This window comes from Micromonospora sp. NPDC005299 (assembly GCF_042872345.1).
Lineage (GTDB): Bacteria > Actinomycetota > Actinomycetes > Mycobacteriales > Micromonosporaceae > Micromonospora.
Genome location: NZ_JBIAKG010000005.1, coordinates 192,368 through 215,942, shown reverse-complemented (window position 1 = coordinate 215,942; position 23,575 = coordinate 192,368). Strand labels below are relative to the sequence as shown.

General features: G+C 70.1%; 28 protein-coding genes. 15 read left to right on the top strand and 13 right to left on the bottom strand.

The window, feature by feature from the left end:
- Positions 1 to 196: 196 nt before the first annotated feature.
- From ACFYPD_RS16885 to ACFYPD_RS16870, 4 genes are all read right to left on the bottom strand, one after another.
- Positions 197 to 748 (bottom strand): YrhB domain-containing protein, encoded by a 552-nt coding sequence (locus ACFYPD_RS16885; RefSeq protein WP_387113797.1) that lies wholly within the window; start codon positions 746 to 748, stop codon positions 197 to 199.
- 241 nt (positions 749 to 989) lie between these two features.
- Entirely contained in the window at positions 990 to 1,271 is a 282-nt protein-coding gene (locus ACFYPD_RS16880; protein WP_387113795.1) for a hypothetical protein, read from the bottom strand.
- 427 nt (positions 1,272 to 1,698) lie between these two features.
- Positions 1,699 to 1,902, bottom strand: coding sequence for a cold-shock protein (locus ACFYPD_RS16875; protein WP_013283833.1), 204 nt, complete (start codon positions 1,900 to 1,902; stop codon positions 1,699 to 1,701).
- Positions 1,903 to 2,705: 803 nt separating this feature from the next.
- Entirely contained in the window at positions 2,706 to 3,203 is a 498-nt protein-coding gene (locus ACFYPD_RS16870) for a DinB family protein (protein WP_387113793.1), read from the bottom strand.
- A 223-nt stretch (positions 3,204 to 3,426) separates the two neighbouring features.
- Between ACFYPD_RS16870 and ACFYPD_RS16865 the strand changes: the two genes are divergently transcribed.
- The 6 genes from ACFYPD_RS16865 (at position 3,427) to ACFYPD_RS16840 (ending at position 8,221) form a co-directional block, all read left to right on the top strand.
- Positions 3,427 to 3,876, top strand: a complete 450-nt coding sequence (locus ACFYPD_RS16865; RefSeq protein WP_387113791.1) for a hypothetical protein — start codon at positions 3,427 to 3,429, stop codon at positions 3,874 to 3,876.
- The gene (locus ACFYPD_RS16860; protein ID WP_387113789.1) at positions 3,870 to 4,106 is read left to right on the top strand and encodes a helix-turn-helix transcriptional regulator; all 237 of its coding nucleotides are present in this window, start codon (positions 3,870 to 3,872) and stop codon (positions 4,104 to 4,106) included. The genes ACFYPD_RS16865 and ACFYPD_RS16860 overlap by 7 nt, the downstream gene beginning before the upstream one ends.
- On the top strand, positions 4,103 to 5,083 hold the full coding sequence (locus tag ACFYPD_RS16855) for an NAD(P)-dependent alcohol dehydrogenase (RefSeq protein ID WP_387113787.1): 981 nt from the start codon (positions 4,103 to 4,105) through the stop codon (positions 5,081 to 5,083). The genes ACFYPD_RS16860 and ACFYPD_RS16855 overlap by 4 nt, the downstream gene beginning before the upstream one ends.
- A 199-nt stretch (positions 5,084 to 5,282) precedes the next feature.
- Positions 5,283 to 5,723 carry an MmcQ/YjbR family DNA-binding protein gene (locus ACFYPD_RS16850; RefSeq protein ID WP_387113785.1) on the top strand — a complete coding sequence of 147 codons (441 nt, stop codon included), beginning with the start codon at positions 5,283 to 5,285 and terminating at the stop codon, positions 5,721 to 5,723.
- 51 nt (positions 5,724 to 5,774) lie between these two features.
- Positions 5,775 to 7,178 carry a Si-specific NAD(P)(+) transhydrogenase gene (gene sthA, locus ACFYPD_RS16845; RefSeq protein WP_387113783.1) on the top strand — a complete coding sequence of 468 codons (1,404 nt, stop codon included), beginning with the start codon at positions 5,775 to 5,777 and terminating at the stop codon, positions 7,176 to 7,178.
- A 170-nt stretch (positions 7,179 to 7,348) separates the two neighbouring features.
- Positions 7,349 to 8,221, top strand: a complete 873-nt coding sequence (locus ACFYPD_RS16840) for a class I SAM-dependent methyltransferase (RefSeq protein ID WP_387113781.1) — start codon at positions 7,349 to 7,351, stop codon at positions 8,219 to 8,221.
- Positions 8,222 to 8,358: 137 nt separating this feature from the next.
- Here the strand turns inward: ACFYPD_RS16840 and ACFYPD_RS16835 are convergent, their stop codons facing one another.
- On the bottom strand, positions 8,359 to 9,459 hold the full coding sequence (locus tag ACFYPD_RS16835; RefSeq protein WP_387113779.1) for a DNA glycosylase AlkZ-like family protein: 1,101 nt from the start codon (positions 9,457 to 9,459) through the stop codon (positions 8,359 to 8,361).
- 111 nt (positions 9,460 to 9,570) lie between these two features.
- Between ACFYPD_RS16835 and ACFYPD_RS16830 the strand changes: the two genes are divergently transcribed.
- Together ACFYPD_RS16830 and ACFYPD_RS16825 are read left to right on the top strand one after the other, a co-directional pair.
- A complete protein-coding gene (locus tag ACFYPD_RS16830; RefSeq protein WP_387113777.1) occupies positions 9,571 to 9,909 on the top strand; it encodes an ArsR/SmtB family transcription factor in 339 nt (112 codons plus the stop codon).
- Complete coding sequence (locus tag ACFYPD_RS16825; protein ID WP_387113775.1) at positions 9,906 to 10,394, top strand: SRPBCC domain-containing protein; 489 nt, start codon at positions 9,906 to 9,908, stop codon at positions 10,392 to 10,394. Before ACFYPD_RS16830 ends, ACFYPD_RS16825 begins: the two co-directional genes overlap by 4 nt.
- Before the next feature lie 75 nt (positions 10,395 to 10,469).
- Here ACFYPD_RS16825 and ACFYPD_RS16820 read toward each other — a convergent pair whose 3' ends face one another.
- The 4 genes from ACFYPD_RS16820 to ACFYPD_RS16805 form a co-directional block, all read right to left on the bottom strand.
- Complete coding sequence (locus tag ACFYPD_RS16820) at positions 10,470 to 11,264, bottom strand: S1 family peptidase (RefSeq protein ID WP_387113773.1); 795 nt, start codon at positions 11,262 to 11,264, stop codon at positions 10,470 to 10,472.
- 130 nt (positions 11,265 to 11,394) lie between these two features.
- On the bottom strand, positions 11,395 to 12,291 hold the full coding sequence (locus ACFYPD_RS16815; protein ID WP_387113771.1) for a GNAT family N-acetyltransferase: 897 nt from the start codon (positions 12,289 to 12,291) through the stop codon (positions 11,395 to 11,397).
- A 14-nt stretch (positions 12,292 to 12,305) separates the two neighbouring features.
- Positions 12,306 to 13,100 (bottom strand): class I SAM-dependent methyltransferase, encoded by a 795-nt coding sequence (locus tag ACFYPD_RS16810; RefSeq protein WP_387113769.1) that lies wholly within the window; start codon positions 13,098 to 13,100, stop codon positions 12,306 to 12,308.
- A gap of 117 nt (positions 13,101 to 13,217) precedes the next feature.
- The gene (locus ACFYPD_RS16805; protein WP_387113767.1) at positions 13,218 to 13,646 is read right to left on the bottom strand and encodes a DUF6010 family protein; all 429 of its coding nucleotides are present in this window, start codon (positions 13,644 to 13,646) and stop codon (positions 13,218 to 13,220) included.
- Between the two features lie 105 nt (positions 13,647 to 13,751).
- Between ACFYPD_RS16805 and ACFYPD_RS16800 the strand changes: the two genes are divergently transcribed.
- Positions 13,752 to 14,690, top strand: a complete 939-nt coding sequence (locus ACFYPD_RS16800; RefSeq protein WP_387113765.1) for a GlxA family transcriptional regulator — start codon at positions 13,752 to 13,754, stop codon at positions 14,688 to 14,690.
- A 38-nt stretch (positions 14,691 to 14,728) separates the two neighbouring features.
- Here ACFYPD_RS16800 and ACFYPD_RS16795 read toward each other — a convergent pair whose 3' ends face one another.
- The gene (locus tag ACFYPD_RS16795) at positions 14,729 to 15,076 is read right to left on the bottom strand and encodes a hypothetical protein (RefSeq protein WP_387113763.1); all 348 of its coding nucleotides are present in this window, start codon (positions 15,074 to 15,076) and stop codon (positions 14,729 to 14,731) included.
- Positions 15,077 to 15,226: 150 nt separating this feature from the next.
- Entirely contained in the window at positions 15,227 to 16,699 is a 1,473-nt protein-coding gene (locus tag ACFYPD_RS16790) for a M1 family metallopeptidase (protein WP_387113761.1), read from the bottom strand.
- A gap of 84 nt (positions 16,700 to 16,783) precedes the next feature.
- On the opposite strand from ACFYPD_RS16790, the gene ACFYPD_RS16785 reads away from it, so the two are divergent.
- Positions 16,784 to 17,140: a VOC family protein gene (locus tag ACFYPD_RS16785; protein ID WP_387113759.1), complete on the top strand. Its 357-nt coding sequence runs from the start codon at positions 16,784 to 16,786 to the stop codon at positions 17,138 to 17,140.
- An 18-nt stretch (positions 17,141 to 17,158) separates the two neighbouring features.
- Here ACFYPD_RS16785 and ACFYPD_RS16780 read toward each other — a convergent pair whose 3' ends face one another.
- On the bottom strand, positions 17,159 to 17,818 hold the full coding sequence (locus ACFYPD_RS16780) for a helix-turn-helix transcriptional regulator (RefSeq protein ID WP_387113757.1): 660 nt from the start codon (positions 17,816 to 17,818) through the stop codon (positions 17,159 to 17,161).
- 114 nt (positions 17,819 to 17,932) lie between these two features.
- Between ACFYPD_RS16780 and ACFYPD_RS16775 the strand changes: the two genes are divergently transcribed.
- The 4 genes from ACFYPD_RS16775 to ACFYPD_RS16760 are packed head-to-tail and all read left to right on the top strand — an operon-like array spanning position 17,933 to position 20,717.
- Entirely contained in the window at positions 17,933 to 18,442 is a 510-nt protein-coding gene (locus ACFYPD_RS16775; protein ID WP_387113755.1) for a DUF2231 domain-containing protein, read from the top strand.
- The gene (locus tag ACFYPD_RS16770) at positions 18,442 to 18,837 is read left to right on the top strand and encodes a hypothetical protein (RefSeq protein ID WP_387113753.1); all 396 of its coding nucleotides are present in this window, start codon (positions 18,442 to 18,444) and stop codon (positions 18,835 to 18,837) included. Before ACFYPD_RS16775 ends, ACFYPD_RS16770 begins: the two co-directional genes overlap by 1 nt.
- 1 nt (position 18,838) lies before the next feature.
- A complete protein-coding gene (gene folE / locus ACFYPD_RS16765; protein ID WP_387113751.1) occupies positions 18,839 to 19,432 on the top strand; it encodes a GTP cyclohydrolase I FolE in 594 nt (197 codons plus the stop codon).
- Positions 19,433 to 19,460: 28 nt separating this feature from the next.
- The gene (locus ACFYPD_RS16760; RefSeq protein WP_387113749.1) at positions 19,461 to 20,717 is read left to right on the top strand and encodes an NAD(P)/FAD-dependent oxidoreductase; all 1,257 of its coding nucleotides are present in this window, start codon (positions 19,461 to 19,463) and stop codon (positions 20,715 to 20,717) included.
- A gap of 60 nt (positions 20,718 to 20,777) precedes the next feature.
- Here the strand turns inward: ACFYPD_RS16760 and ACFYPD_RS16755 are convergent, their stop codons facing one another.
- The gene (locus ACFYPD_RS16755; RefSeq protein ID WP_387113747.1) at positions 20,778 to 22,136 is read right to left on the bottom strand and encodes a hypothetical protein; all 1,359 of its coding nucleotides are present in this window, start codon (positions 22,134 to 22,136) and stop codon (positions 20,778 to 20,780) included.
- Between the two features lie 390 nt (positions 22,137 to 22,526).
- Between ACFYPD_RS16755 and ACFYPD_RS16750 the strand changes: the two genes are divergently transcribed.
- Positions 22,527 to 23,573 (top strand): LacI family DNA-binding transcriptional regulator, encoded by a 1,047-nt coding sequence (locus tag ACFYPD_RS16750; RefSeq protein ID WP_387113745.1) that lies wholly within the window; start codon positions 22,527 to 22,529, stop codon positions 23,571 to 23,573.
- Positions 23,574 to 23,575: the final 2 nt, after the last annotated feature.

Sequence of the window (23,575 nt, the reverse complement as noted above, 5' to 3'; positions counted from 1 at the left end):
ACCCGTCGCCCACCAGTGCGCGACGCGCCCTCAATTCGGCACCGGGCGCCGCAAAGTGCGACCAGCGGCCGATCCGGGTGTCCGCCTTGGTGAGCAGGCGGCTATGCAATCTGGCAAGCGTGCGATGGGTACCTAGCGATGCTCGCCGGGTCGTCCTCTTCTGTGTCGCCGGCGTCCCCAACCCGCAGTTGTTGACCTACGCTCCTGCGTCCTCGTCATACGGGCCGGCAAGCGTCTCGATCGGTAATAACAGCGGCTCTGGTTCCTCCCGCGTGAGGCTCGCCAAGCACTCCGAGGGCTCATCTCCCTCGCTTACCGCGTCGACGTACGCCTTGGCATTTCCCAGGCTCATCCGCGGCGCTTGCTGGCGGACATACCGCATCGCCGCCATCCTGTCCCCACGCTGTACGAGGGCACGGACTTCAGCGAGCAGCGGATCCGGAGGTCTGACGCCCTTGTGCTGCTGCAGATAGACGTCAGCCCATCGATCTGTGCCGCATATCGCGACTGGTATGTGGTGGATGCTGCCGTCTTCCCCATCTACGAAGTACGGGCCCTGTCCCACCAGCATCTTGCCGAAGTCACCGGAACGCAGGTACTCAACAGACTGCCAGCCGACCAACCACCCGAGGACATGTTCCTCGGCACCGCAGACTGCAACCTCGGGCACACCGGCCAGCCGCCCCTCCCGTCGCTGCCTGATCAGCAAGGCCTCGACGAGCGCGACAGCGCGCTCTCTGGTGATCACGTCCGGCATCATCCATCACGACGACCGACACACCAACCGCATTCGACACCCCGCTCATGTCTCGTCGAGGGGCACTGGTGCCTTCGACGTCCAATCATCGGCATGACCGCGCGGATCGCGACATGAGAGTTAACGGTTCCTGGCAGAGTCTACCGATCAACACGGTCCTGCCCTCGTCGCTGCGTCAGAGCAGAGTGACCGCGTCGCGGCGGCGATGTAGCGGCGGCCGTGCGGCGCACGATCAGAATGGTGCGGGTCCGCGGCCTGCCAACGACATCAACACCTGCGTGGCGAGTAGCTTGCGTATGCCGGTGACGGCGACTGTCCCCATCCGATCGTAGGGCAGTTCCAATTGCAGCCCTTCGACTGCGTTGCGAAGGTCTGTCGTGATCTCGTCCGGACGGAACGTTCCGCCCCAGCCGTTGAGTCCTCCGCGCTGGTTGGTACTGAGGGAAGCCATGCCGGATATGCTTGTGCCGTCGACCAGGATCAGCCTCGCAGGACCCGAGTAGGTCGTCGTCATAGTCATCAACCCTTCAGGATGTAACGCCGTGCACGCCGGGTCCCGGCTGTCTGACAGTCATCAGGAGGCGAGGCATCGAGTCCGACCATGGTGTGCTCCACCTGGACCGCGACCGTACGTGCCTCGACCGTCAGGGCGGCGGCGATGCGGAATTCGGCTTGTTAGCGATAGGGGTCAATGTCTGCGTCTGTCTGGTTCATGAGCCAGAGGCGCGACTTGGGCGAGCTGACAGTCGGCCTGGGCAGACTAGCGCCCGAGGTCCGAATCGATCCAGAGAAGAGAACACGGGGGGCAATGCTGAGCTGGCTCCACACCGAGATGGCCGGCCTTCTGCCGATCAGGCGATTTTCGCGATGCCGTGGTGAGCGCATGAAACGCCGAACGGCGGCCCGCTGAACCAGTCGGGCCGCCGTTCGCAGAGTGTGGATCAAAGCGGGCGGATGTTCTCCGCCTGCGGGCCCTTCTGGCCTTGGGTGATGTCGAACTCCACCTTCTGATTCTCGTCGAGGCTGCGGAAGCCGCTCGCCGAGATCGCGGAAAAGTGGGCGAAGACGTCGGCGCCGCCGTCGTCCGGGCTGATGAAGCCGAAGCCCTTGTCGGCGTTGAACCACTTCACGGTACCTGTAGTCATGTCTGCTCCTTCGCAGGCTGTTAGAGACCGCACTGTGCGGACCCTTACGCCGCCGCGTTGATCACCCGCGTCGAAACGACACGAAAAACGAAAAGCGCCTGGATGGGTTTCAGATGCCCCATCAGGCGCCGGAAGACGTCTACGGAAATCAAAACTGCAACTCGGCTACCGTAGCACATGATCCGTCGTCGATCCCATGGCGGTGAGTGGACCTGGTCACTCGTCTGCTTGCCACACCGCGTGGACGGCACGTTGACCGGGTTCACGATGGGCTAGTTGCAAGACCGGGAAGTGGCAGCGACACCGAGAATCGGCAGGTCGCGCCTGATGTGGCGTGAATTCTAGTCGGGCGCCGTCAGGACGAGCGGCCACGATGTCCGTCCACACGGGCTCGATTACTCGGCGTGGGCACCTGCGGAAGCGCTGTCCGGCTCCGAGGTGGGCCGGGGGCAGGTGGGCGGATCGGCCGGCTCGCCCAGTGGTCTCGGTGGAGAACCTTGGTGTGGTTCGCGTCGTGCCCGACGCTGGTGGCCGTGGGGGCGGCTGGCATACCGCGCAATGGCGAGCGCTGAAGGGTCGAGAGACGTCGAATACAATATCGCCGTACGGTGGCTGGCCTGCGTAAGAGCTATCCGGCCCCGAGGTAGTCAGCCTGACGACATGATGTTGAATCGCACCCCGGATCCCGGACGTCCGCCGTGTTGCCCAGGCCGTGTGCCCACGGATGCACTCACATCGGCAGAGTCGGACGTCCGAGAGCGTGGTCGAACGCGCCCGTCGCGGCATGAGCCGACGTCCGCGCACTACTCGTTGATGAGCTGCTCTCGAAGAATGTCCACGTGCCCACAGTGCTGGGCGAGCTCGCGCAGCACGTGGAGATACACCCACCGCAGCGGAAACGGGCCCCGCGGGTGCCCGTGAAGGATGTCGTCCAGACCCAGGGATGACGTCGCATGGCGTGATGCTTCGCAAGCCTCGCGGTGTGCGTGCTGGACGGTGGCGATGGTGTCGTCGTCGTCGAGGATGAACGACTCGTCTGACGCCGCAGGGATGCCGATCTCCGCTCGCGACCGGCAGGTGACGGCCTCGTCAAACCAGACCTTCTCGACGAAAGTCGCGTGCTTCACCAGACCCAGCAGCGTGGTCCGGGAGGCCACCAAAGATCGACGTACCTGTTCCTCGGTCAGCCCATCCAAGCAGCCATTGAGCGCGCCGCGGTGCTCGTCGAGGAACGCCTCGAACTGGGCACGGGCTGGCTGTGCGACGACGTGGTCGGCGAAGGTAGGCGGGAAGGAAGGCATGGGCGAAGCATTACAGACCATCACCCAGCAGCAACTGGCGGACATCGGCAAAGCCGCGAGCGCTGGCTGAGTCCCCGAGCGCTCCTCTCCATGGATGGAGAGCCGTCGGGCGCAGTCCTTCGATCGTGGGTGTGCGCTCGGCGGGCAGGGGCCCAGCTCAGGTCGATGTAAAGAATTCTGGACACGGTGTAAAGCATAAGTTACCTTTGCCGTGTCGAAGATTTTGTACATCGAGGAGCGGGTCATGGCACACCGAGAGAAGCGCGCGTGGATCATGTTGGTCGTCGCCGTGGTGGCGTACGCGATCTACGTGACGATCGTCGTGGGCCGCGCGGACGGGCGGCCTCTGGCCGACGTCCCCTACGCCGCGGCGCTGTTATGGACCGTGGGCACGTCGATCGTGGCGAACATCGTGGCCGAGATGGCGATCGGCATGGTGAGTCCGAAGGCCGCGCGCGTGGCCGACGCCCGGGACCGGCAGATCGGCCAGCTCGGCGACCACGTCGGCCAGTCGTTCCTCGTGGCTGGCGCGGTCGCGGCGATGCTGATGGCAATGGCCGGGTGGGACCGCTTCTGGATCGCCAACGTGATCTATCTGGCGTTCGTGCTGTCGGCGGTCCTCGGCTCGGTCGCGAAGATCGGCATGTACCACGGGCGGCTGCCGCAGTGGTGAAGCCGACCCGCGTGACCAACTCGATCCGGGCGTTGCGCTTCGCGCACGGTGAGATGACCCAGGCCGAACTCGCCGACCGCATCGGCGTGACCCGGCAGACCGTGATCGCCATCGAGCAGGGCCGGTACTCGCCCTCTCTGGAGACTGCCTTCCTCATCGCGCAGGTCTTCGGCGTGCGGCTCGACGACGTGTTCCAGTACCCCGACACCCGCGAGGGGGAGACACCATGAAAGCCATCGTCCAGGACGTGTACGGCCCGGCCGACGTGCTGCAGCTGCGCGACATCGACCAGCCGCCGGCCGGCGACGACGAGGTGCTCGTGCGGGTCCGCGCCGCCGGTGTGGACCCCGGCGTGTGGCACCTCATGACCGGCCACCCGTACCTGGTGCGCGCGTTCGGGTTCGGCCTGCGCCGACCCAAGGTGCCGGTGCGCGGCGTCGACCTCGCCGGCGTGGTGGAGGCCGTCGGCGCGGCGGTGACCGATCTGCGCCCCGGCGACGAGGTCTACGGCGTCTGCGAGAGCGGCTCCTACGCCGAGTACGCCACCGCGCGCCGCCAGCGGCTGGCGCACAAGCCGGCGAACACCACGTTCGAGCAGGCCGCGGTCGCGCCCATCTCCGGCGTGACGGCGCTGCAGGCGGTGCGCGACTGCGCCGGTGTCCGGCCGGGCCAGCAGGTCATGGTCATCGGCGCCGCGGGCGGCGTCGGCAGCTTCGCCGTGCAGATCGCCAAGGCGTACGGCGCCACCGTGACCGGTGTGTGCAGCACCGGAAAGGCCGACCTCGTGCGGTCCCTCGGCGCCGACGACATCATCGACTACACCCGGCACGAGATCGACCGCAACGGCGCCCGGTACGACGTCCTCATCGACACCGCCGGCAACCGGCCGCTGCGGCTGTTACGGCGCGCGCTCAGGCCCCGCGGAACGCTGGTCCTGGTCGGCGGCGAGAACGGCGGCGGTCCGCTGCTCGGCGGCTTCGACCGAGGGATGCTGCGCGCACCGCTGCTGTCGATGGTCACCCGCCAGCGACTGCGCAACCTGATTGCCAAGGTACGCGCCGCAGACCTGGACGAGCTACGCCGACACATCGAGTCCGGCGCCGTCACGCCGGTCATCGACCGCACCTACCCCCTCAGCGCCGCGCCCGACGCGATTCGGCACGTCGCCGCTGGCCACGCGAGGGGAAAGGTCGTCGTCACCGTGTAGATGCGCCTGATCCCCGTCGGAAATCGACAACAGCATCACGCTCGCCCATAGCGCATCGGGTCATCGCACTGTTTCGGCATTGCCGAGCCCAGGCTCGGGGAGCGTGCCGTGCGGGATGTTGCGGTCGTTCGTAGCGTGGTGGCGGTGGCTCAATGTCGAGGAGGCGGAACTGTCACAGGGGCGGCGTAACGTCCCGCGCGTGACCGATCCTGGCGACGTCCCACCCGAGATCCTCGATCGGCTCCGGCCCGTCTGCCTCGGCCTGCCGGAGGCCTACGAGGAACCGGCGTGGGTGGGCACCCGATGGCGGATCCGCAAGCGGACCTTCGCCCACGTGCTCACCGTCGACCCTGACCACCAGGCCGCCTACGCCCGAGCCGCCGCCAGCGACGAGCCGATCTGCGTGCTCACGTTCCGCTCCCCCGGCGACGAGATCGCCGGACTGCTCGCCGGCGGCCACCCCTTCTTCAAGCCCGACTGGGGCGCCGACGTGGTCGGCATGGTGCTCGACGACGGGATCGACTGGGACGAGGTCGGCGAACTGCTCACCGAGAGCTACTGCGTCCTGGCCCCGAAGAAGCTGGCCGCGCTGGTCGGCCGGCCGGCCGAGCCGCCGGCACGACCGACTGGCCCGGGATAGATCGTCGGGCGCCTCTGGCGCGCGCCGGGACATGCTGCCACGCTGGCGTTTGTGTACGACTACGACCTGCTGGTGCTGGGCTCCGGACCGAGCGGTCAGAAGGCCGCGATTGCGGCGGCCAAGCTCGGCCGGCGGGTCGGCATCGTGGACCGCCGCGACATGATCGGTGGGGTGTGCATCAACACCGGCACCGTCCCGTCGAAGACGCTGCGCGAGGCCGTTCTCTACCTCACCGGCCTGAGCCAGCGCGACCTGTACGGCAGCAGCTACCGGGTCAAGGAGGAGATCACGGTCAGCGACCTGGCCGCCCGGACCCAGCACGTGATCAGCCGGCAGACGGACGTCATCCGCAACCAACTGGCCCGCAACCGGGTCGCGATGATCACTGGCACCGGGCGGTTCGCCGACGCGCACGCGGTGTGGGTCGACGGCGGCTCCGGCCGGGAGTCCCGGGTCACCTTCGACAAGATCGTCATCGCCGCCGGCACCCGGCCGGCCCGCCCGGACAGCGTCGACTTCGACGACCGGACCATCGTGGACTCCGACGGGGTCATCAACCTCCAGGCCGTACCCCGCAGCATGGTCGTGGTGGGTGCCGGCGTGATCGGCATGGAGTACGCGTCCCTGTTCGCCGCCCTCGGCACCAAGGTGACCGTCGTGGAACGCCGCGACCGGATGCTCGACTTCTGCGACGAGGAGATCGTCGAGTCGCTCAAGTACCACCTGCGGGACCTGTCCGTGACGTTCCGCTTCGGCGAGGAGGTCGCCGCGGTGGAGAGGCACCAGACCGCCGCGCTGTGCATTTTGAAGAGCGGCAAGAAGATCGTCGCCGACACGGTCATGTACTCGGCCGGCCGGCAGGGCCAGACCGACGACCTGGCGCTGGACGCGGCCGGACTTGCGGCGGACCACCGGGGCCGGATCCAGGTCGACGCGACCTACCGCACCGCGGTCGACAACATCTACGCGGTCGGCGACGTGATCGGCTTCCCGGCGCTGGCGTCCACCTCCATGGAGCAGGGCCGGCTGGCCGCGCAGCACGCCTGCGGCGAGCCGGTGCGCACGATGCCCGAGTTGCAACCGATCGGCATCTACACGATCCCGGAGATCAGCTTCGTCGGGAAGACCGAGGAGGAGTTGACCGACGGCTCGACCCCGTTCGAGGTGGGCATCGCCCGCTACCGCGAGCTGGCCCGGGGCCAGATCGTGGGTGACTCGTACGGCATGCTGAAGCTGCTCGTCTCGCCGGACGACGGGCGGCTGCTGGGCGTGCACGTGTTCGGGACCGGGGCCACCGAGATCGTCCACGTCGGTCAGGCGGTGATGGGCTGCGGCGGCACCGTCGACTACCTGGTGGACGCGGTGTTCAACTACCCCACGCTGGCCGAGGCGTACAAGGTGGCGGCCCTGGACGCCGCCAACAAGATCCGCAACATCACCCGCATCGACGGCTGACGGCGCCGCTCGGTGGCGGGAGGCTGATCGTGGCGACATCGCTCCCGGTCGTCAGCGATGGCCGCGCTCAACCCACCGCCGGCCGCTCGTGACAAACGTCAGCGGTGCCGGACGGTGCTTGACGTTACCGTCGGCCGCAGAGCCGACGTCCCCGCCGAGAGAAGGACACGATGTCGAGAACTCCGCGGGCGAGCCGAACCGCGGTACTCGTGTGCCAGGGTCGCGCCGCCGCGGACGCGCGGATCGCTCCCGGCCGGTTCGCGGACCCGACCGCCCTGCCCCTGCTGCGTCCCGACGAGCGGGAGGCTGTGCAGTGGGTCCGCGACGGTGTCCCACCCCAGAAGTGGCAGCAGCGGCTCGACTACGAGACGGTACGCGCGGCCGCCGAGCTGATGGTGCCCCGGACGATCGCCATCGACGACGCGATCCGCGCCCACCCGTCTCCACAGCTGGTGATTCTCGGCGCCGGGCTCGACGGCCGCGCCTGGCGGATGCCGGAACTCGCCGAGGTGACGGTCTTCGAGGCCGACCGGCCGGCCACCCAGCAGGACAAGCGCGACCGCGCTGGGGACCTGCCCGGGACCCCGCCCAGGTTCGTCCCGGTGGACTTCGGCCGCGACCGGCTGGCCGAGACGCTGGCGGCCCACGGGCACCGGGCCGACCTCGCCACGACCTGGATCTGGGAGGGCGTCGTGCCGTACCTGACCCGGGGGGAGGTGGTCGCCACGGTTGCCGAGCTCGCCGCCTGCTCCGCGCCGGGCAGTCGCCTGGTCGTCAACTTCCAGCGTCCCGCCACCTCCGCCACGCTGGGCCGGGTCGTCGCCCGGCTGCTGACGGCCTCCACCGGCCGGTCGAGCGTCTGGGCGAACGAGCCGTGGCGCTCGACCTGGACGCCCGCCGCCATGGCCGCCGTGCTCACCCGGCACGGCTACCGCGTCACCCGCGACGAGAACCTGCTCGACACGGCGCGGACGCTGGCACTGCCGCTCCCCCACGCCAGGTCGCTGCGCCACAGCCAGGTCATGGTCGCCGACCGCGCCTGACGCGCGCTGCGCCGCCCGAGACGCAGCAGGAGCGAACTGCCTGGTGCATGCTGATGCACCTTCGGAAGTGTCACGGCATCCGACACGCCCTGCGCCGAGGATCGGAGCCGGTGCGGGGCTCGCCTGCCGGCGAGTGTTCAGGACGTCAGGGCCAGGGTCAGACGGAGCCAGTCCGCCAGCTCCTCGATCTCGTGCCGCACGGCGGTCGTCATCGCCTTGGTGAACGGGACGTCCTGGTGGATCGCGTCCACCCGCAGCACCCCGGCCCTGCGGTCGGCGGTGGCGTCGAGCTTGCCGACCAGCCGGTCCCCGTACAGGATCGGCAGGGCCCAGTAGCCCCAGCGGCGCTTGGCGGCCGGCTTGTACATCTCCAACTGGTAGTCGTACTCGAACAGGTCGGTCATTCGCCGGCGGTCGTAGACGAGCCGGTCCAGCGGTGACAGCAACGCGGCGCGGCCGGTGAACGTCTGGTCCAACAGCTCGGGGTCGACCCGCCACTGGCCCTTCACGCCCTCGACCACCGCGGGCTCCCCCGCCGTCCGGACGTCGTTCGGCTCGCCCGGGCTCTCCGGAGCCCGGGCGCGCGCGATGCCCAGCGCGCGCAGCCGCCGCTCGTGACGGATCCGCCACGCCTCCTCGTAGGGCACCACCTCGTCGGGGTAGACCCGTTCGGCGAGGTCCCACAGCCGGTCGGCGCCGCGCCGCCCGGCGGCCGCGACCTCGCCCCGCTGGACGAGAAAGTCGATCATCTTCGTGACGTTGCGGTCGTTCGTCCAGCCGGTGGAGCGCCAGGGGACCACGCAGGTGTCCGGCAGCTCGCGCGCGGACAGCGGCCCGTCGGCGCGGAGCGCGGCCAGGATGTCGTGCCGGCAGCCGTTGTTGGCATCCACCCAGTCGCGCAGGCTCTCCTGCCAGTCACGCAGCGGCGGACGGCCCGGCCACTCGGCCATCTCCGCCCGGTACAGCGCGAGGTCTTCCGGCGGGCGGATCCGGCCGCGCAGCTCCAGCAGGGTCTGCTCGTCGAGGGCGTCGCGCAGCTGCGTCGGGGAGTACGAGGAGCCCAGACGGCTCCACAGGACCAGATCGGCGCTGGGCGCGACGGCCGACGTCGGATCGTTCTGCAGCAGCGTCAACCGGCGGACGACGTCGAACATCCCGCTTGGGCGGCGGGCGTCCAGCAGCTGGGCGCGCACCGCGAGGCGGCGGGCGTCGCCGCGGGACAACTCGTGCACGGTCACCAGCCGAGACTAGGAGGCGGGTACGACCACACCACCGCGCATGAGCGAGCAGCCGGGCCAGGGACCTCGCGGTCGTTGACATGTGACCATCTGGTCACCTATTCTCGTCTCGTGAGCGACGACGACGATCTGGTGTTCAAGGCGCTCGCCGACCCGACCCGACGCGCCCTGCTCGACCGGCTCTTCGTCCGCGACGGCCAGACGTTGACGGAGCTGGAGTCCGAGTTGGCGATGACCCGCTTCGGTGTCATGAAGCACCTGCGCCTGCTCGAGGACGCCGGTCTCGTGGTCACCAGACGGCAGGGCCGGGAGAAGCTGCACTTCCTCAACCCGGTGCCGATCCGGCTGATCCATGACCGGTGGATCGACAAGTACACCGAGCACCACACCGCGACGCTGCTGGAACTCAAGGCGGAACTCGAACGCGACGACCCGAAGGAGAACCGATGACCACCACGACGACCGGGACGACCGGGACGACCAAGGTCTACCGGGTCTACATCAAGGCCACCCCCCAGGCGATCTGGGACGCGATCACCAAGCCGGAGTGGACCCGGAAGTACGGCTACCAGGGCATCGCCGAGTACGACCTGCGGCCGGGCGGCAGGTACCGGGCACTGGCCATCCCCGAGCACCGGGAGGCCGGCATGCCGGAGGTGCCGGTGGAGGGCGAGGTGATCGAGGTGGACCCGCCGGTCCGGCTGGTGCAGACGTGGCGGCCGACCTGGCTGGACGAGCCGGCCACCCGGTTGACCTACGAGATCGCGGAGCGGGGCAACGGCGTCACTTCGCTGACCGTGACGCACGAACTGGCCGGCGCGCCGCAGACCCTGGCGCAGGTCAACGGCGAGGTCGAGAGCGCCGGTGGCGGCTGGGCCGAGGTCCTCAGCGACCTGAAGTCGCTGCTGGAGACCGGCAGCCCGCTCTACGCCTGACCGGAGTCCCTGGACGAGGCGCATGCGAGGGCGGCCCGGCTGGTCGTACGCCGGGCCGCCCGTCAGGTCGTGCGGTCAGCCGCCGAGGCTCGCCGCGGCCGAGGCGATGGCCGAGGAGAAGTAGCTGACCTGGGTGTAGACGCCGGGGTAGTTGGGTCGGGCGCAGCCGTTGCCCCAGCTGACGATGCCGACCTGGATCCAGGCGTTGGTGGCGTCGCGGCGGAACATGGGCCCGCCCGAGTCGCCCTGGCAGGTGTCCACGCCGCCGCTGGCGTATCCGGCGCAGATCTCCTCGGCGGCGATGATCTCGCCGCCGTAGTTGGCGTTGCAGGTGGCGTCACTGACGAACGGCACGGTGGCCTTGAGCAGGTACCGCTGCTGCCCGCCTCCTTCGCTCGCGGCGCCCCAGCCGGCGATCGTGAACGTGCCGTTGTCGTAGGCGGTGGTGTTGGCGATCTTCAGGGTGCTCAGCCCGGTGACCGGGGTGGCCAGCCGGATCAGCGCCCAGTCCTTGCCGCTGCCGTTGTAGCCCGGGGCCCGGTAGACGTAGTTGGAACGGACTGTGATCCGGCTGGACGACTGGAGGTCGACCACGCCGAGGGTCGCCGTGATGCTGGTGTTTGTGCCCGTACGGCCCACGCAGTGCGCGGCGGTGAGCACGAGGCGGGGGCTGTACAGCGCGCCGCCGCAGCCCATCGAGAGCCGCACCATGAACGGGAATTCGCCCTGTGCGGCGCGGGTGCCGCCGACGACGTTCGGCGTGATCGGCCCGGGGTCGGCGACGGCGGGTGCGGCGAGAGTGAGGCTGCCCGCGGTCACCGCGCCCAGCGCGGCGGCCAACAGGCCGGTGAGGGTGCGCCAGCGAACCATGAATTCCTCCGCATCAGGACCGGTGCGCCTCGGGGAGCGCACCTGATTCGTGCGGACAGCATATTGAGATCAATGAATTGGATGGCCATACTCTTCGGGTCGTATCGCGCCGGTATGCACACCTGTCACGTCACGGCGTCAGGGGCTTCTCGAACCAGTGGTGTGCGTACGGCTCGTCGTTGTACGGCTCGATCTCGTGGTAGCCGGCGGCGCGATACATGGCGATCGCCTCGGTCAGGTTGCGGTTGGTGTCCAGCCGGACGGCGGTCCAGCCGCGCTCGGCCGCGTACCGTTCCAGCTGGCCCAGCAGGCGTCGACCGACCCCGAGCCCTCGGACGGCGTCCGCCACCCAGACTCGCTTGATCTCCGCGGGCGCGCCGGGGTGAAGCTTGATCGCGCCGCAGCCGACCGGCTCGCCGTTAAGGGTGGCGAGCAGGAACATGCCGGCGGGTGGGACGAGTTCCTCGTCGCGGACCGGCTTGCTCAGGGCCGGGTCGAATCCGTCGTCGAAGCGCTGCGCGATCTCGCGGGCATAGGCCCGCACGCAGGCACGGGCCCGGGGATCTCCCGGTGGGCACGGCTCGACGACCACCATCGAGCTGACGAGCAGCCGCTCCACCTCCGCCATCGCCGCGACCAGGCGCTCGCGGCGCTGGTCGCTGAGCGGTTCGAGGACGGACCGCGCCAGCTCGTCGGATCGCTTGTCCAGCTCGGCCCACTCCGACCGCCCGGCCTCGGTGAGGGCGGCGACGCGTACCCGCCCGTCGCCGCCGGCTCGGCCTGCCGGGCCGACGCTCACGAGTCCGTCGCCCTCCAGCGTGCGCAGGAGCCGGCTGAGGTACCCGGAGTCCAGGCCGAGCCGGGCCCGCAGCGCCGCGACCTCGGCGCCGTCGGGGCCGATCTCCCACAGCAGCCGCGCCTGCGCGAGAGGTCGATCGCGGGACATGTACTGATCGTCGAGCGCGCCCACCCGTTGGGTGACCGTCCGATTGAACCGCCGCACGGTGGCGATGAGCTCCGAGTCCATATGCCTGACTTTAGTCAGGCTTTACTGCCGGCCGCCAGGGGCCGGGCCCGCCCGATCAGGTGAAACACCCGGCTGAGCTGTCGGTAGGGGTCCCGTACGCTCGCTTCGAACTCGACGGCGGCCACGGCCGCCACATCCGTGCCGTCGGACGGCAGGTCCAGCCAGTCCGAAAACAACCAGACCCCGTACCAGTCCTCGGGGTCCACCCCACCCTGCCGCAGCAGGAGGGACAGGCCCCCGACAGTGTCACCACGGGTGCCGACACCGAGCACCCCGACCTCGCCGGCGGCGTCGAACGCGGCCAGGGCGTCGGCCCAGCGGCGGTCGAGGGCCGGGCGGACGGCCAGCGTGCGGGCGTTGAGCGCCATGACCGAGACGACACCTCCGGGTTCTGTGCAGCGGCACAGCGCGGAGACCAGCGGCTCGGGTCGCTCGAGGTACATCAGCACGCCGTGGCAGAGCACCGCGCTGAACTGCTGCCCACCGGTCGCCGCCTCGGCCTGCTCGCCGGGCGCCTCGATCAGCCGGACCCGCCGTCGGACGTCGTCCGGCTCGTCATTGAGCCGCTGCTCGGCCTTGGCGAGCATGGCCAGCGACGGGTCCAGGACGGTCACGTCGTAGCCGAGTCGTGCCAGCGGCAACGATTGGTGGGCCGCGCCCCCTCCGACATCGAGGACGCTCGCCGGCGGTTCAGGAAGGTGCCGCAGCAGCTGGGCGTGGAGGACGTACGTCCGCACCTGCCCCTTGACCGACGCGTACGCACCTTCCACGAACGGGTTCGCCAACGCGGCCCAAGCGTCCGACGCCATACCGGGATTGTGGCATCCGGCCCCGGCTGCCGGGTGCAGCGCTGCTGGTGCCGTCGACGTCGACGAGGCCACGTTGTTCGACGTAGGCGTCGCATCGAACAACGGCCGCATTCGGTCCTACGCCGCGTCGCCGGTGGCGGTGCGGCGGCCCGCCGTCCGGTGGGTCCACAACTGCCACAGCTCCGGTACGGACCTGCCCCCGGCGAGGCACCACGCGGCGATGACCGGGTCGCAGATCGCGCAGCCCAGTGAGGAATGCGCCGCGAACGGCAGGATCGGTTCGCCGTACCGGTGGTGCAGCAGGTCCCAGACGGTGTGCATCAGCCACGCCACACCGATCCACCGCCAGGACCGCAGCCCTCGGAAGGCGACGTACGTCATCGCGGCGGTGAACAGCAGCTCCCAGACCCCGAAGCCGCCGCCGAGGTAGGCGGCGCCCGCGCCGGCGACCATGATCGCGTTGAAGGGTCGGCGGTGCACGGCGGGGATCAATGAGTTCAGCGCGGCGTAGGCCAGCCCGATCAACACGGGCGCGATCACGATCATGCAGGGAACCTACGACCGGGGCAGCAGGGCGAACAGTGGCGGGAGCGCCAACCATCAACGGCTCACCGCCACGGCGCCCGCCGCGACCGGGGGTAACGTCGACGGGTGCACACGGTGGCGGTGGCAGCGTTCGACGGCGTGGTCGGCTTCGACCTGGCGACCGCCCTTGAGGTGTTCGGCAGGGCGCGGCTACCTGACGGCGCGCCGGCCTATCAGGTGAAGGTGTGTGCCGAGCGCCGGGGGGTCGACGCGGGTTCCTTCGTGCTGCGGGCGCCCTGGCGTCTCGACTCCTTGCGCGAAGCGGACACGGTGATCGTGCCCGGCATCGCGGACCTCGCCGCGCCGACCTCGGCGTCACTGCTCAGGGCCGTGCGGGCGGCGGCCGCGCGGGGAGCCCGGGTGGCGTCGATATGCGTGGGCGCCTTCATCCTGGCGGAGGCCGGTCTGCTCGATGGCCGCCGGGCCACCACCCACTGGTCCGCCGCCGCGGAGCTGGCCCGCAGGCATCCCGCCGTCACCGTCGAGCCGAACCTGCTCTACGTCGACGAGCGCGACGTGCTGACCTCGGCGGGGGCGGCAGCCGGGCTCGACCTATGCCTGCACATGGTCCGGCGCGACCACGGCGCCGCCGTCGCCGCGGATGTCGCCCGCGCCTCGGTGATGCCGCTGGAACGCGCCGGCGGCCAGGCGCAGTTCATCACCTACGAGCCACCGACCGCGAGCGGCTCACTCGCGCCGCTGCTGCAGTGGCTGGCCGGTAATGCCGTGCGCGACATCGACCTTGACGACATGGCAGCCGAGGCCGCCGTCAGCGTGCGCACCCTGCTGCGGCGCTTCCGTGCCCAGACCGGAACCACGCCGATGCAGTGGCTCACCCACCATCGGGTGCGCCGGGCGCAACACCTGCTGGAGACCAGCGACCTGCCCGTCGAGCGGGTGGGGCAGGCGACGGGCTTCGCTTCGGCTACCACCTTCCGCGACCGATTCAAGGAACTCGTCGGCGTCAGCCCGTCGGCGTACCGGCGCACCTTCTCGCCCAACTGAGGCAGGTCGGTGAGCGAGGGAACAGCCTGTCCCGTCGCCTACATCCAGATGTACTCCTCAGCGATGGCGCCGTCGCGCCACTTCGCTACCGTCACCATCCGGCTGCCGTCCTCCAACTCGCCCACCACGCAGGTCCAGTCTCCCGACCCGAACCCGATGGGGTGCGACTTGATCTGGACCGGACTGCCGCCGGTGCTCTCGGCGAACGCTTTCATGGCATCGATGTGTTCCTGGACCCCGTGAGTCTTCGGCTGCCCCTTCAGATCCACGAGCACGTCATCGGTGTGGTGGTGGGCGAACACTCCGTTCCAGTCCGCCGGGTTCCACCCCTTGAAATCGAGTTCGTCCATGCTCTTCAGGTTGCGGGTGACCTGGTCGTCGGTCATGACACGATCCCCTTCCAAGGCCTGTCGCCGGCACTCTCCCCAGGCAAGCCTATGGAGACTTACCGGGTTTATCAGGCGAATCAGTCCGGCACGGTGACCGCGAGCTGACCCGGCAACGCCCTGGCCAGGGTGTTGCCGGGCCGGCCCGGCTCACGCGACGGTGATGGACTTCGGCGTGGTCTTCGAGTCCAGCCAGGTGTTGATGAGCTTGGTGAAGTCGCGCCCGGTCTGCTTGTTGACGAAGGCGATGAACGAGGCCCGGTCCTGCTGGGTGTTGCGCTGCTCCTGCACCCAGGCGCGGGCCAGCGCGAAGAACGCCTTGTCACCCAGCTTCCGGTGAATTTCGTGCAGCATGGCCTCCGGGCAGAGGTAGACGTTGCCCTCGGCGAAGTTCTTCGGGTTGGGCTTGCCGGGCGGGCCGAGCTTCTTGCGCGAGGCGGCGTCGGCGTCCCGCAGGTACCGGTCCAGGCTGGCGTCACTCAGGTGCAGGGTGTCCTTGGTGTACAGGTCCTGGGCGTACTGGGCCCAGCCCTCGTTCAGCCACAGATCGGTCCAGGTGGTCGGAGTGACGGAGTCGCCGAACCACTGGTGGGCGTACTCGTGCAGCAGGTCGCTCCCCCACCGGTCCCGGCGGGCCTTGGTGTTCTCGATCTTCCGACCCATCGTGATCATCTGCTGGGTCTCCATGCCGGACGCCGAATCCACCACCACGACCCCACCAGACGGGAACGGGTAGGGACCGAACTTCTTCTCCAGCCAGGCCAGGTACTGGGGGGACTTCTTGAGGTACGGCAACAGCTTGTCGTCGGCGCCCTTGCGGTACCAGAAGGTCAGCGGAATGCCCCGGGGCCCCTTGGCGGTCAGCTTCTGGTACTTCCCGACGGCCAGGGTGGTCAGGTACGTCGCGACCGGGTCGGCGCTGCGGTAGGTGAACGTGGTGCCGGACTGCCCGGCCGGGGTGCCGCTGGCGATCGCGGACCAGCCCGCCGGGACGGTCACCCGGATGTCGTAGAGGGCTTCGTCGGACGGCTGGTCGTTCGCCGGGTACCAGGTGAAGGCCCCGAACGGCTCCTGCATGGTCCAGAGGCCGCCCTCCTTGGTGAGGGTGAGGCCCAGGTCCTCCACGTCCTTGCGGTGCGACGGCATCGGCGTCGTCTTCGGCTTGCCGTGGTACTTGACCACCAGCGTCACCGGCTTGTCGGCGACGACCGGCGCGTTCACGGTCAGCTTCTCCTTGGCGACGGTGCCGGTGACCGTCGTGTCGTCCAGCGTCACCCCGTCGACCTGGTAGGGCATGAAGTCGAGGACGAGGGCGGGAGCGTCCTTGGTGGGCCGGATCCGCAGGGTGGCGGTGCCCGTGAGGGTCTTGGTCGCCGGCGCCCAGTCCAACGCCAGGTCGTAGTGCAGGACGTCCAGGGCAGCGGTGCCCCGGGCCGGGTAGATCTTGTCGGCCACCGGGGTGGAACGCCCGGCCTGCCAGACGGTGTAGTCGACGGCCGGGGCGGTGGGGCTCGGCGTGGTCGTGGGGGCGGACGAGCCGGCGGCCGGGGCGGCCGGATCGGTGGTGCACGCGGTGACGAGCAGCGGTGCGAGAAGCAGGGTCAGGGGTACGTGGCGACGCATCAGGGCACCCTACGGCAGAGATCCACTTCCGTGGGGCCCTCGTCGGTGAGCACCTTTGTGCAGCTGCTCTGTCAGGATCGGCGCATGGCGAACGTCTGGTCCGGTGTCACGATCGACTGCCGTGACCCCGAACGGGTGGCCCGATTCTGGAGCGCCCTGCTCGGTCGCGAGCCCGGCCCGTCGCAGGAGGGCTGGGTCTACCTCGGCGAGCGAGGTGACCCGCAGCCGCGGCTGGTGTTCCAGCCCGTGGCGGAGGCCCAGGCCGGCAAGGTGCGGATCCACCTCGACATCACCGTCGCCGACATGGACGAGGCCATGACGACGGTCATCAACCTGGGTGGCCGGTTCACCGGTGAGCGGCACGACTACGAGGAGGGCGTGGTCGTCGTCATGGCCGACCCCGAGGACCACGAGTTCTGCCTGGTCGAGTACTACTACTGACGAGGCGGACGCAATCGGCTACTGCTCCGGGACGGCGTCCAACCGGACGCAGCAGGCCCCCGGACGTGGCGCGAGCCGGGGCAGCAGGTCGGTGCGGCCGGCACCGTCGACCATGCCGGCGAGGAACGCGTGGTTGAGCCCGCACACCAGGGCGGTCTGCCGGCTGGCGAGGGCGTGGAACGGGCAGTTGCGCAGCAGCACATGGTCGCTGAGCGTCTCGGGTTCGAAGCCGAGGCCGGCGAGCACGGGGACGAGGTCCTCGCCGGCGTCGCGTACCCGGGCGCCGATGTCCCAGCCGCGTTGCCGCGCGTGCCGCCGTGCCGCCTCGGGGGCGTCGTGCGGGTCGTCGGCGACCGCGTCGGCGAGGATCTCGGCGATGAGTTCGTAGCGCCGCTCGGGAACGGTGATCGCCACGCCGTCGCCGGCCGCCTCGTAGACCTTCGGCGTCCGGCCGCGGCCCCGGGGCTGGTCGGCCGGCGTCTCGTAGCGAGTCCTCAGCAGACCGGATTCGACGAGCTTGTCGAGGTGGAACGCGGTGAGGTTACGGGACATGCCGTGCGCCTCGGCCGCCTCCTCGCGGGTGACCGGGTGATCGGCCCGGCACACGTAGTCGTAGAGCGCCCGTCGGGACCGGTCGACGAGCGCGGCCATCGCGCTCCAGCGCTCCCCCGTGCTCACAGCCCCGAGATTATCACCAGCGACGGCTATTGAAATTCGCGGCGCGCTGGGGCAGCATGATCGATAACACCAATGAGCGTTGGTGAAAATCATTTGGGGGTTCCCGTGCGACCCATGGATCAGGCCAAGCAGCCGGTGACCAACCTGGCCGGCCGCTACGGCCACCCACTTCATCCCGCGCTCGTGGCGGTGCCGATCGGCGCCTGGGTGGCCAGCTTCGCCTTCGACCTCGCCTCCCGGTTCGTGTCCGGGCCGCAGGGCCTGGCCGACGGCGCACGGTGGCTCATCGGCCTCGGCGTCGTGGGTGCGCTCGCCGCCGCGCTCGCCGGCTTCCTGGACCTGTTCGCCATCCCCACCGGCACCCGCGTCCACCGCACCGCGCTCGCGCACATGGCGATCAACCTCGCGGTCACCGGCGCGTACGCGGTCAACTTCGCCCTCCGGGGCGACGACCCGCCGGGTCCGGTGGCCGCGGGACCGCTGGTGCTCTCGGCGATCAGCCTCGCGGGGCTGGCCGTCGCCGGCTACCTCGGCGGCGAGCTGGCCTACCGGTACGGCGTGCGCGTCGCCGACGAGACCACCCAGGCGCGGGGCTACCACCGCGCAGACAAGGAGAATTTCTGATGGGCATCGCCGCACTCGTCACCTGGCTGATCACGGCCGTGGGTGGCTTCGTCATGCTCGGCACCTGGATCAGTCACGGCGGCCACCGACCGGGCAGCGGCAGCCGCCTGGCGCCGGGCCTGGTGTTCGGCCACTTCGCCCTGGCCGTTGTCGGCCTGGTGCTGTGGATCGCCTACCTGGCCGTCGACAACGACGTCCTCGCCTGGGTCGCGTTCGTGGCGCTCCTGCCGGTGGCGCTGCTCGGGTTCACCATGCTGGCCCGCTGGATTCCCGCCCGCCGGTCCGGGACCGCCGAATCCCGCTTCCCCGTACCGGTGGTGATCGGCCACGGCCTGTTCGCCGCCGCCACGCTCGTCCTGGCCGCGCTCGCGGCCCTCGGCGTGGGCGGTCGCTGAGGTGAGTGTCACCGCCCTGCGGGTGCAGCACCAGCGTCCCCGCGACCCGGCCGCCGCCGAACGGGCGGCGGCGGAGTTCCTCACCGCGCTCGGCGTCGACCTCTCCGCCGCCGGGCTCGCCGACACCCCGGGCCGGATGGCCCGCGCCTACGCCGAACTGCTCACCCCGCGCGAGTTCCAGCTGACCACCTTCGACAACGACGAGGGCTACGACGAGCTGGTGCTGGCCCGGGCCATCCCGATCCGGTCGGTCTGCGAACACCACCTGCTGCCGTTCGTCGGCGTGGCGCACGTCGGCTACCTGCCCGGCGAGCGCATCCTGGGGCTGTCCAAACTGGCCCGGGTGGTCGAACTGTTCGCCCACGGCCCGCAGGTCCAGGAGCGCCTCACCAAACAGATCGCCGACTGGCTGACCAACCAACTGCGCCCGCGCGGGGTCGGCGTGGTCATCGAAGCCGAACACCTGTGCATGACGTTGCGCGGCGTCCAGGCCGTCGGCAGCAGCACCATCACCTCCACCCTGCTCGGCACCCTGCGCGACGACCACCGCTCGCGCGCCGAGTTCTTCACCCTGACCGGGGTCGGCCCCCGCTGATCGACGTACCCCGAAAGGAGCTGAACCGATGTCGACAACCGGCACGTTCGTGATCGTGGGAGCTGGGCTCGCCGGCGCGCGGGCCGCGCAGACGCTGCGGGAGGAGGGCTTCGACGGCGGCATCGTCGTGATCGGCGACGAGCCCGAGCGACCGTACGAGCGGCCACCGCTGTCCAAGGGCCTGCTGACCGGCGGCGCCGAACCCGACAGCGTGTTCGTGCACGACGCCGGGTGGTACGCCGAGCACGACGTCGACCTGCGCACCGCCGCCCGCGCCGTCGCCGTCGACCGCTCCGCCCGGGAGGTCCGGCTCGCCGACGGCCAGAACCTTCGGTACGACAAGCTGCTGCTGGCCACCGGCGCCACGCCCCGCGACCTCGCGGCGCCCGGCGTCGACCTGGACGGGGTGCTGCGGCTGCGTACCCTCGCCGACAGCCGTCGGATCGCCGCGGCGCTGGTCGACGGCGCGCACCTCGTGATCGTCGGAGCGGGGTGGATCGGCCTGGAGGTCGCCGCCGCCGCCCGGCAGCGCGGCGCCACCGTCGACGTCGTCGAGACGGCCGCGCTGCCGTTGCGCCGGGTGCTCGGCGACGAGATCGCCCGGGTGTTCGCCAACCTGCACCGGGACCACGGCGTCACCTTCCATTTCGATGCCGAGGTCCGCGAGATCCGCGGCACCGGTCGCGTGTCCTCGGTCCTGCTGGCCGACGGCACCGAGTTGCCCGCCGACGCCGTGGTGGTCGCCGTAGGCGTACGGCCGAACACCGAGCTGGCGACGACGGCCGGCCTCGCCGTCGAGAACGGCATCCACGTCGACTCGTCCCTGCGCACCGCCGACCCGGACGTTTACGCGGCCGGTGACGTCGCCAACGCCTACCATCCCCTGCTGCGCCGGCGCCTGCGCGTCGAGCACTGGGCCAACGCACTCCACGGCGGCCCGGCGGCGGCCCGCGCCATGCTGGGACAGGAGGTCAGCTACGACGACCTGCCCTACTTCTACACCGACCAGTACGACCTGGGTATGGAGTACGTCGGACACGCCCCGCCCGGGGCGTTCGACCGGGTCGTCGTCCGGGGCGACGTCGCCAAGCGCGAGTTCATCGCCTTCTGGACCACCGGTGGGCGGGTGCTCGCCGGCATGAACGTCAACGTGTGGGACGTCGTCCCGTCGATCCGGCGGCTCGTCGCGGCAGCCCAGCCGGTCGACCTCGACCGGCTGGCCGACCCCGACGTGCCGCTGGACGAGCTGCAGCCGCCGCCGGCGCCCGGGACGCAGATCGGGTAGCCGACCCGACGCCTCGCGGAGCCGGCCGGCACCCACCGGTGCCGGCCGGCTCCGACGTGACTAGTTGCTGCCCTGGTCGTGCGGGACGGTGACGGTGACGGTGCAGCCGACCGGCCGTCCGATCTCGTCGTGGCCCGCATAGGTGAGGTGGTACACCCGGTCCCCGCCGTTCCCGGCCCGTTCGGCGCGCAGTGTGCCACTCGTGTCCGCCGTGCCGACGGCGAAGCCGCCGACGTCCGCGGCGTCACCACCGGTCACGCCGGTCAGGGTGAACGCGTTCGGGCCGAGCACACCGTCGGGCAGGTCCACGGTCACGTTGACGTCGACCAGCTCGTGGTTCGGCGGCCACAGGACCGGCCGGTCCACGGCACAGTCCAGCTGCCGTACCGGCAGCGGGTTTGCCAGGGTGGCGGTGGCGTGCCCGATGGTCGCGGTGAGCCGGGCGCCGGCCTCGTAGTACATGTGCGCGGTCTGCCCGTCGAAGTAGAACGTCGGCGCGGCCGATCGGCCGAGGTCGGGCGCGGCGGACATCGAGTCGTGCACGATGCCGAGGTGGACCTCCTGGTCGAAGTCCTCCCCGACGTCCACCGCGTGCATGTTGCCGTCGGCGGCGTGGTAGATCACCAGGTTGCGGTCGTTCCAGCGCAGGAAGAACGGTCCGGAGGCGTTCGGGCCTTCGATGCCCTGCGGGGTCACGATCGGTTCGGGCTGCATGGTCCAGGTCCGCGCGTCGTTGGAGACCGCCCAGCGGATCCGCCGGGACACCGGCCCGGTCGGTCCGGGCAGCGCCGCGGTCGGATTGTCCATGAAGAGCATCAGGTAGCGGGTGCCCAGGCGGTGCACGGACTGTTCGAACACCCGGGCGTAGGAGGTCTCGCCGCCGGTCGTCTCGTTCCGGCTGACCGCGGTGCCGCCGTAGTTGAAGTGGATGCCGTCGTCCGAGGTCGCGTACCGGGTGATGGAGTTCTCGCCGTGGAAGTAGAGGAAGAGCTTGCCCTCGCCCTCGATCCACACCGCGTGCGGCGAGGAGATGTGGCTGACCGTGGCGTAGTGCGGCAGCCAGGTGTTGCTGATCAGGGGGTTGGCGTGGTACTCGGTCCACGGACCGTTGATCGAGTCTGAGTACGCGAGGGCGATCCCGCCGGGACGCTCGTGCGGCGCGTAGTACAGGTAGTAGGCGCCGAGCGGGTTCGGGAAGTAGTCGGCGGCCCGGATGACGCTCGGGAAGATGAACTCGTTCGTCGGGTTGTAGGCGAGGGTGCTCTTGTCGAACGCGGTGCCCTGGTAGGTGAACTGGGGGAAGTCGAGGCCGGCATCGGCGGCGGCCGGCGCGGCGCCGGCCATGGCGGCGACGAGCAGGCCGGCGCTGGCCGTGGCCAGGACGGCGCGTCGAGAGGACGGGACGGATGGCTTCGTCATGCGGCTTCCTCTTCTGTCGGTTCGCTCGGACGCGGTGACGGTTCGCGGGCGACGGCGGCACTCGCGGCACAGGGTGACTCTCGGTAAGAACACAGGGGACATCGATCGGCGGGCGCCCCGCGGCGTCACCGTGCTAATACGTATTAGCATCTATGTTTCTCGAATGTTGCGCGCCCGGCGGCCTTTCTGTCAAGAGGCGGTCCGGCGCGGCGCCGATCCACCCGGGCCACCGACCGACCCGGCGGGAGCCCGACCGCTAATGCGCATTACTCCAGCGGGTTCATCGCGCCGAAATCTTGCGGCCACCCCTTGACACACGCCGGCCCACCCGCCAGGCTCCTTGCCAACGCCGAGGGCTAATACGCATTAGCCGCACCGGAAGGACCCGACGTGACCGCTCCCCCCAGACGCGTCACCCAACGTGACATCGCGCGGATGGCCGGTGTCAGTCAGGCGACCGTGTCGCTGGTGCTCAACAACCGGACCGACGCCGAGGTCCGCATCGCCCCGGAGACCCGGGACCGGGTGTTGCGGGTCATCGCCGAGACCGGGTACGCCGCCGATCCCGTGGCCCGCCGCCTCGCCTCGCGCTTCAACCGGATCATCGGCGTCTTCACGTACGAGCCTGCCTTCCCCAGCGGCAGCCGGGACTTCTTCCACCCGTTCCTGCTCGGTATCGAGGAGTACGCCGAGCGGGTCGGCTGCGACCTGCTGCTGCTCACCAGCGCACCGGTGGTGGACGGCCGGCGACGCATCTTCCACCAGGACAACCGGCTGCGCCTGGCCGACGGATGCATCCTGCTCGGGCGCGAGATCGACGGCGCGGAGCTGCACCGGCTCAACCGTGACGGGTATCCCTACGTCGCCGTCGGGCGCCGCGACGACGCCGGCGGGCCGGTCCCCTACGTCGGCGCCGACTACGCCTCGGCGGTGGCCCGGCTCGTCGAAGGGGCGCTCCGGCGCGGTCACCGCCGCCTGACGTACGTCAGCATGGGCACCACCGCCGAATCGTCCGAGGACCGGCTCCGTGGGTTCCGCGCCGCCGCGACGACCGCGGAGAGCGCCGGGCAGATGTCGGCGCCGGCCGGGGATGCCGACACGACCGTCGACACCCTGATGGCCGACGGGACCACCGCCGTCTTCGTGGAGGACTTCGCCACGGCGGTCGCGCTGGAGTCGGCCGCCCGTCGGCGCAGCCTCACCGTGCCCGGCGACCTGTCGATCGTGACCCTCGGCGACCCGACGGCCCCCGTCCCCACCGACATCGCGTTCACCGGGTTCCGCATCCCCCGCGAGGAGATGGGCCGGCAGTCGGTCGAGGTGCTGACGGGCGTCATCGACGGCAGCGCGGGCGGCCTCCAGCAGCGACTTCTCCCCTGCGAACTCGTCGAGGGCAGCACCCTCGGCACCCCTGATCCGGCGGTCGACCGACTCTGAGC

Bases quoted from the DNA above. Each gene is read 5' to 3' on its own strand.
- ACFYPD_RS16880 (WP_387113795.1), bottom strand. From the start codon at position 1,271: ATGACGACGACCTACTCGGGTCCTGCGAGGCTGATCCTGGTCGACGGC.
- ACFYPD_RS16875 (WP_013283833.1), bottom strand. From the start codon at position 1,902: ATGACTACAGGTACCGTGAAGTGGTTCAACGCCGACAAGGGCTTCGGC.
- ACFYPD_RS16870 (WP_387113793.1), bottom strand. From the start codon at position 3,203: ATGCCTTCCTTCCCGCCTACCTTCGCCGACCACGTCGTCGCACAGCCA.
- ACFYPD_RS16855 (WP_387113787.1), top strand. From the start codon at position 4,103: ATGAAAGCCATCGTCCAGGACGTGTACGGCCCGGCCGACGTGCTGCAG.
- ACFYPD_RS16840 (WP_387113781.1), top strand. From the start codon at position 7,349: ATGTCGAGAACTCCGCGGGCGAGCCGAACCGCGGTACTCGTGTGCCAG.
- ACFYPD_RS16825 (WP_387113775.1), top strand. From the start codon at position 9,906: ATGACCACCACGACGACCGGGACGACCGGGACGACCAAGGTCTACCGG.
- ACFYPD_RS16820 (WP_387113773.1), bottom strand. From the start codon at position 11,264: ATGGTTCGCTGGCGCACCCTCACCGGCCTGTTGGCCGCCGCGCTGGGC.
- ACFYPD_RS16815 (WP_387113771.1), bottom strand. From the start codon at position 12,291: ATGGACTCGGAGCTCATCGCCACCGTGCGGCGGTTCAATCGGACGGTC.
- ACFYPD_RS16810 (WP_387113769.1), bottom strand. From the start codon at position 13,100: ATGGCGTCGGACGCTTGGGCCGCGTTGGCGAACCCGTTCGTGGAAGGT.
- ACFYPD_RS16805 (WP_387113767.1), bottom strand. From the start codon at position 13,646: ATGATCGTGATCGCGCCCGTGTTGATCGGGCTGGCCTACGCCGCGCTG.
- ACFYPD_RS16795 (WP_387113763.1), bottom strand. From the start codon at position 15,076: ATGACCGACGACCAGGTCACCCGCAACCTGAAGAGCATGGACGAACTC.
- ACFYPD_RS16790 (WP_387113761.1), bottom strand. From the start codon at position 16,699: ATGCGTCGCCACGTACCCCTGACCCTGCTTCTCGCACCGCTGCTCGTC.
- ACFYPD_RS16785 (WP_387113759.1), top strand. From the start codon at position 16,784: ATGGCGAACGTCTGGTCCGGTGTCACGATCGACTGCCGTGACCCCGAA.
- ACFYPD_RS16775 (WP_387113755.1), top strand. From the start codon at position 17,933: ATGGATCAGGCCAAGCAGCCGGTGACCAACCTGGCCGGCCGCTACGGC.
- ACFYPD_RS16770 (WP_387113753.1), top strand. From the start codon at position 18,442: ATGGGCATCGCCGCACTCGTCACCTGGCTGATCACGGCCGTGGGTGGC.
- ACFYPD_RS16760 (WP_387113749.1), top strand. From the start codon at position 19,461: ATGTCGACAACCGGCACGTTCGTGATCGTGGGAGCTGGGCTCGCCGGC.
- ACFYPD_RS16755 (WP_387113747.1), bottom strand. From the start codon at position 22,136: ATGACGAAGCCATCCGTCCCGTCCTCTCGACGCGCCGTCCTGGCCACG.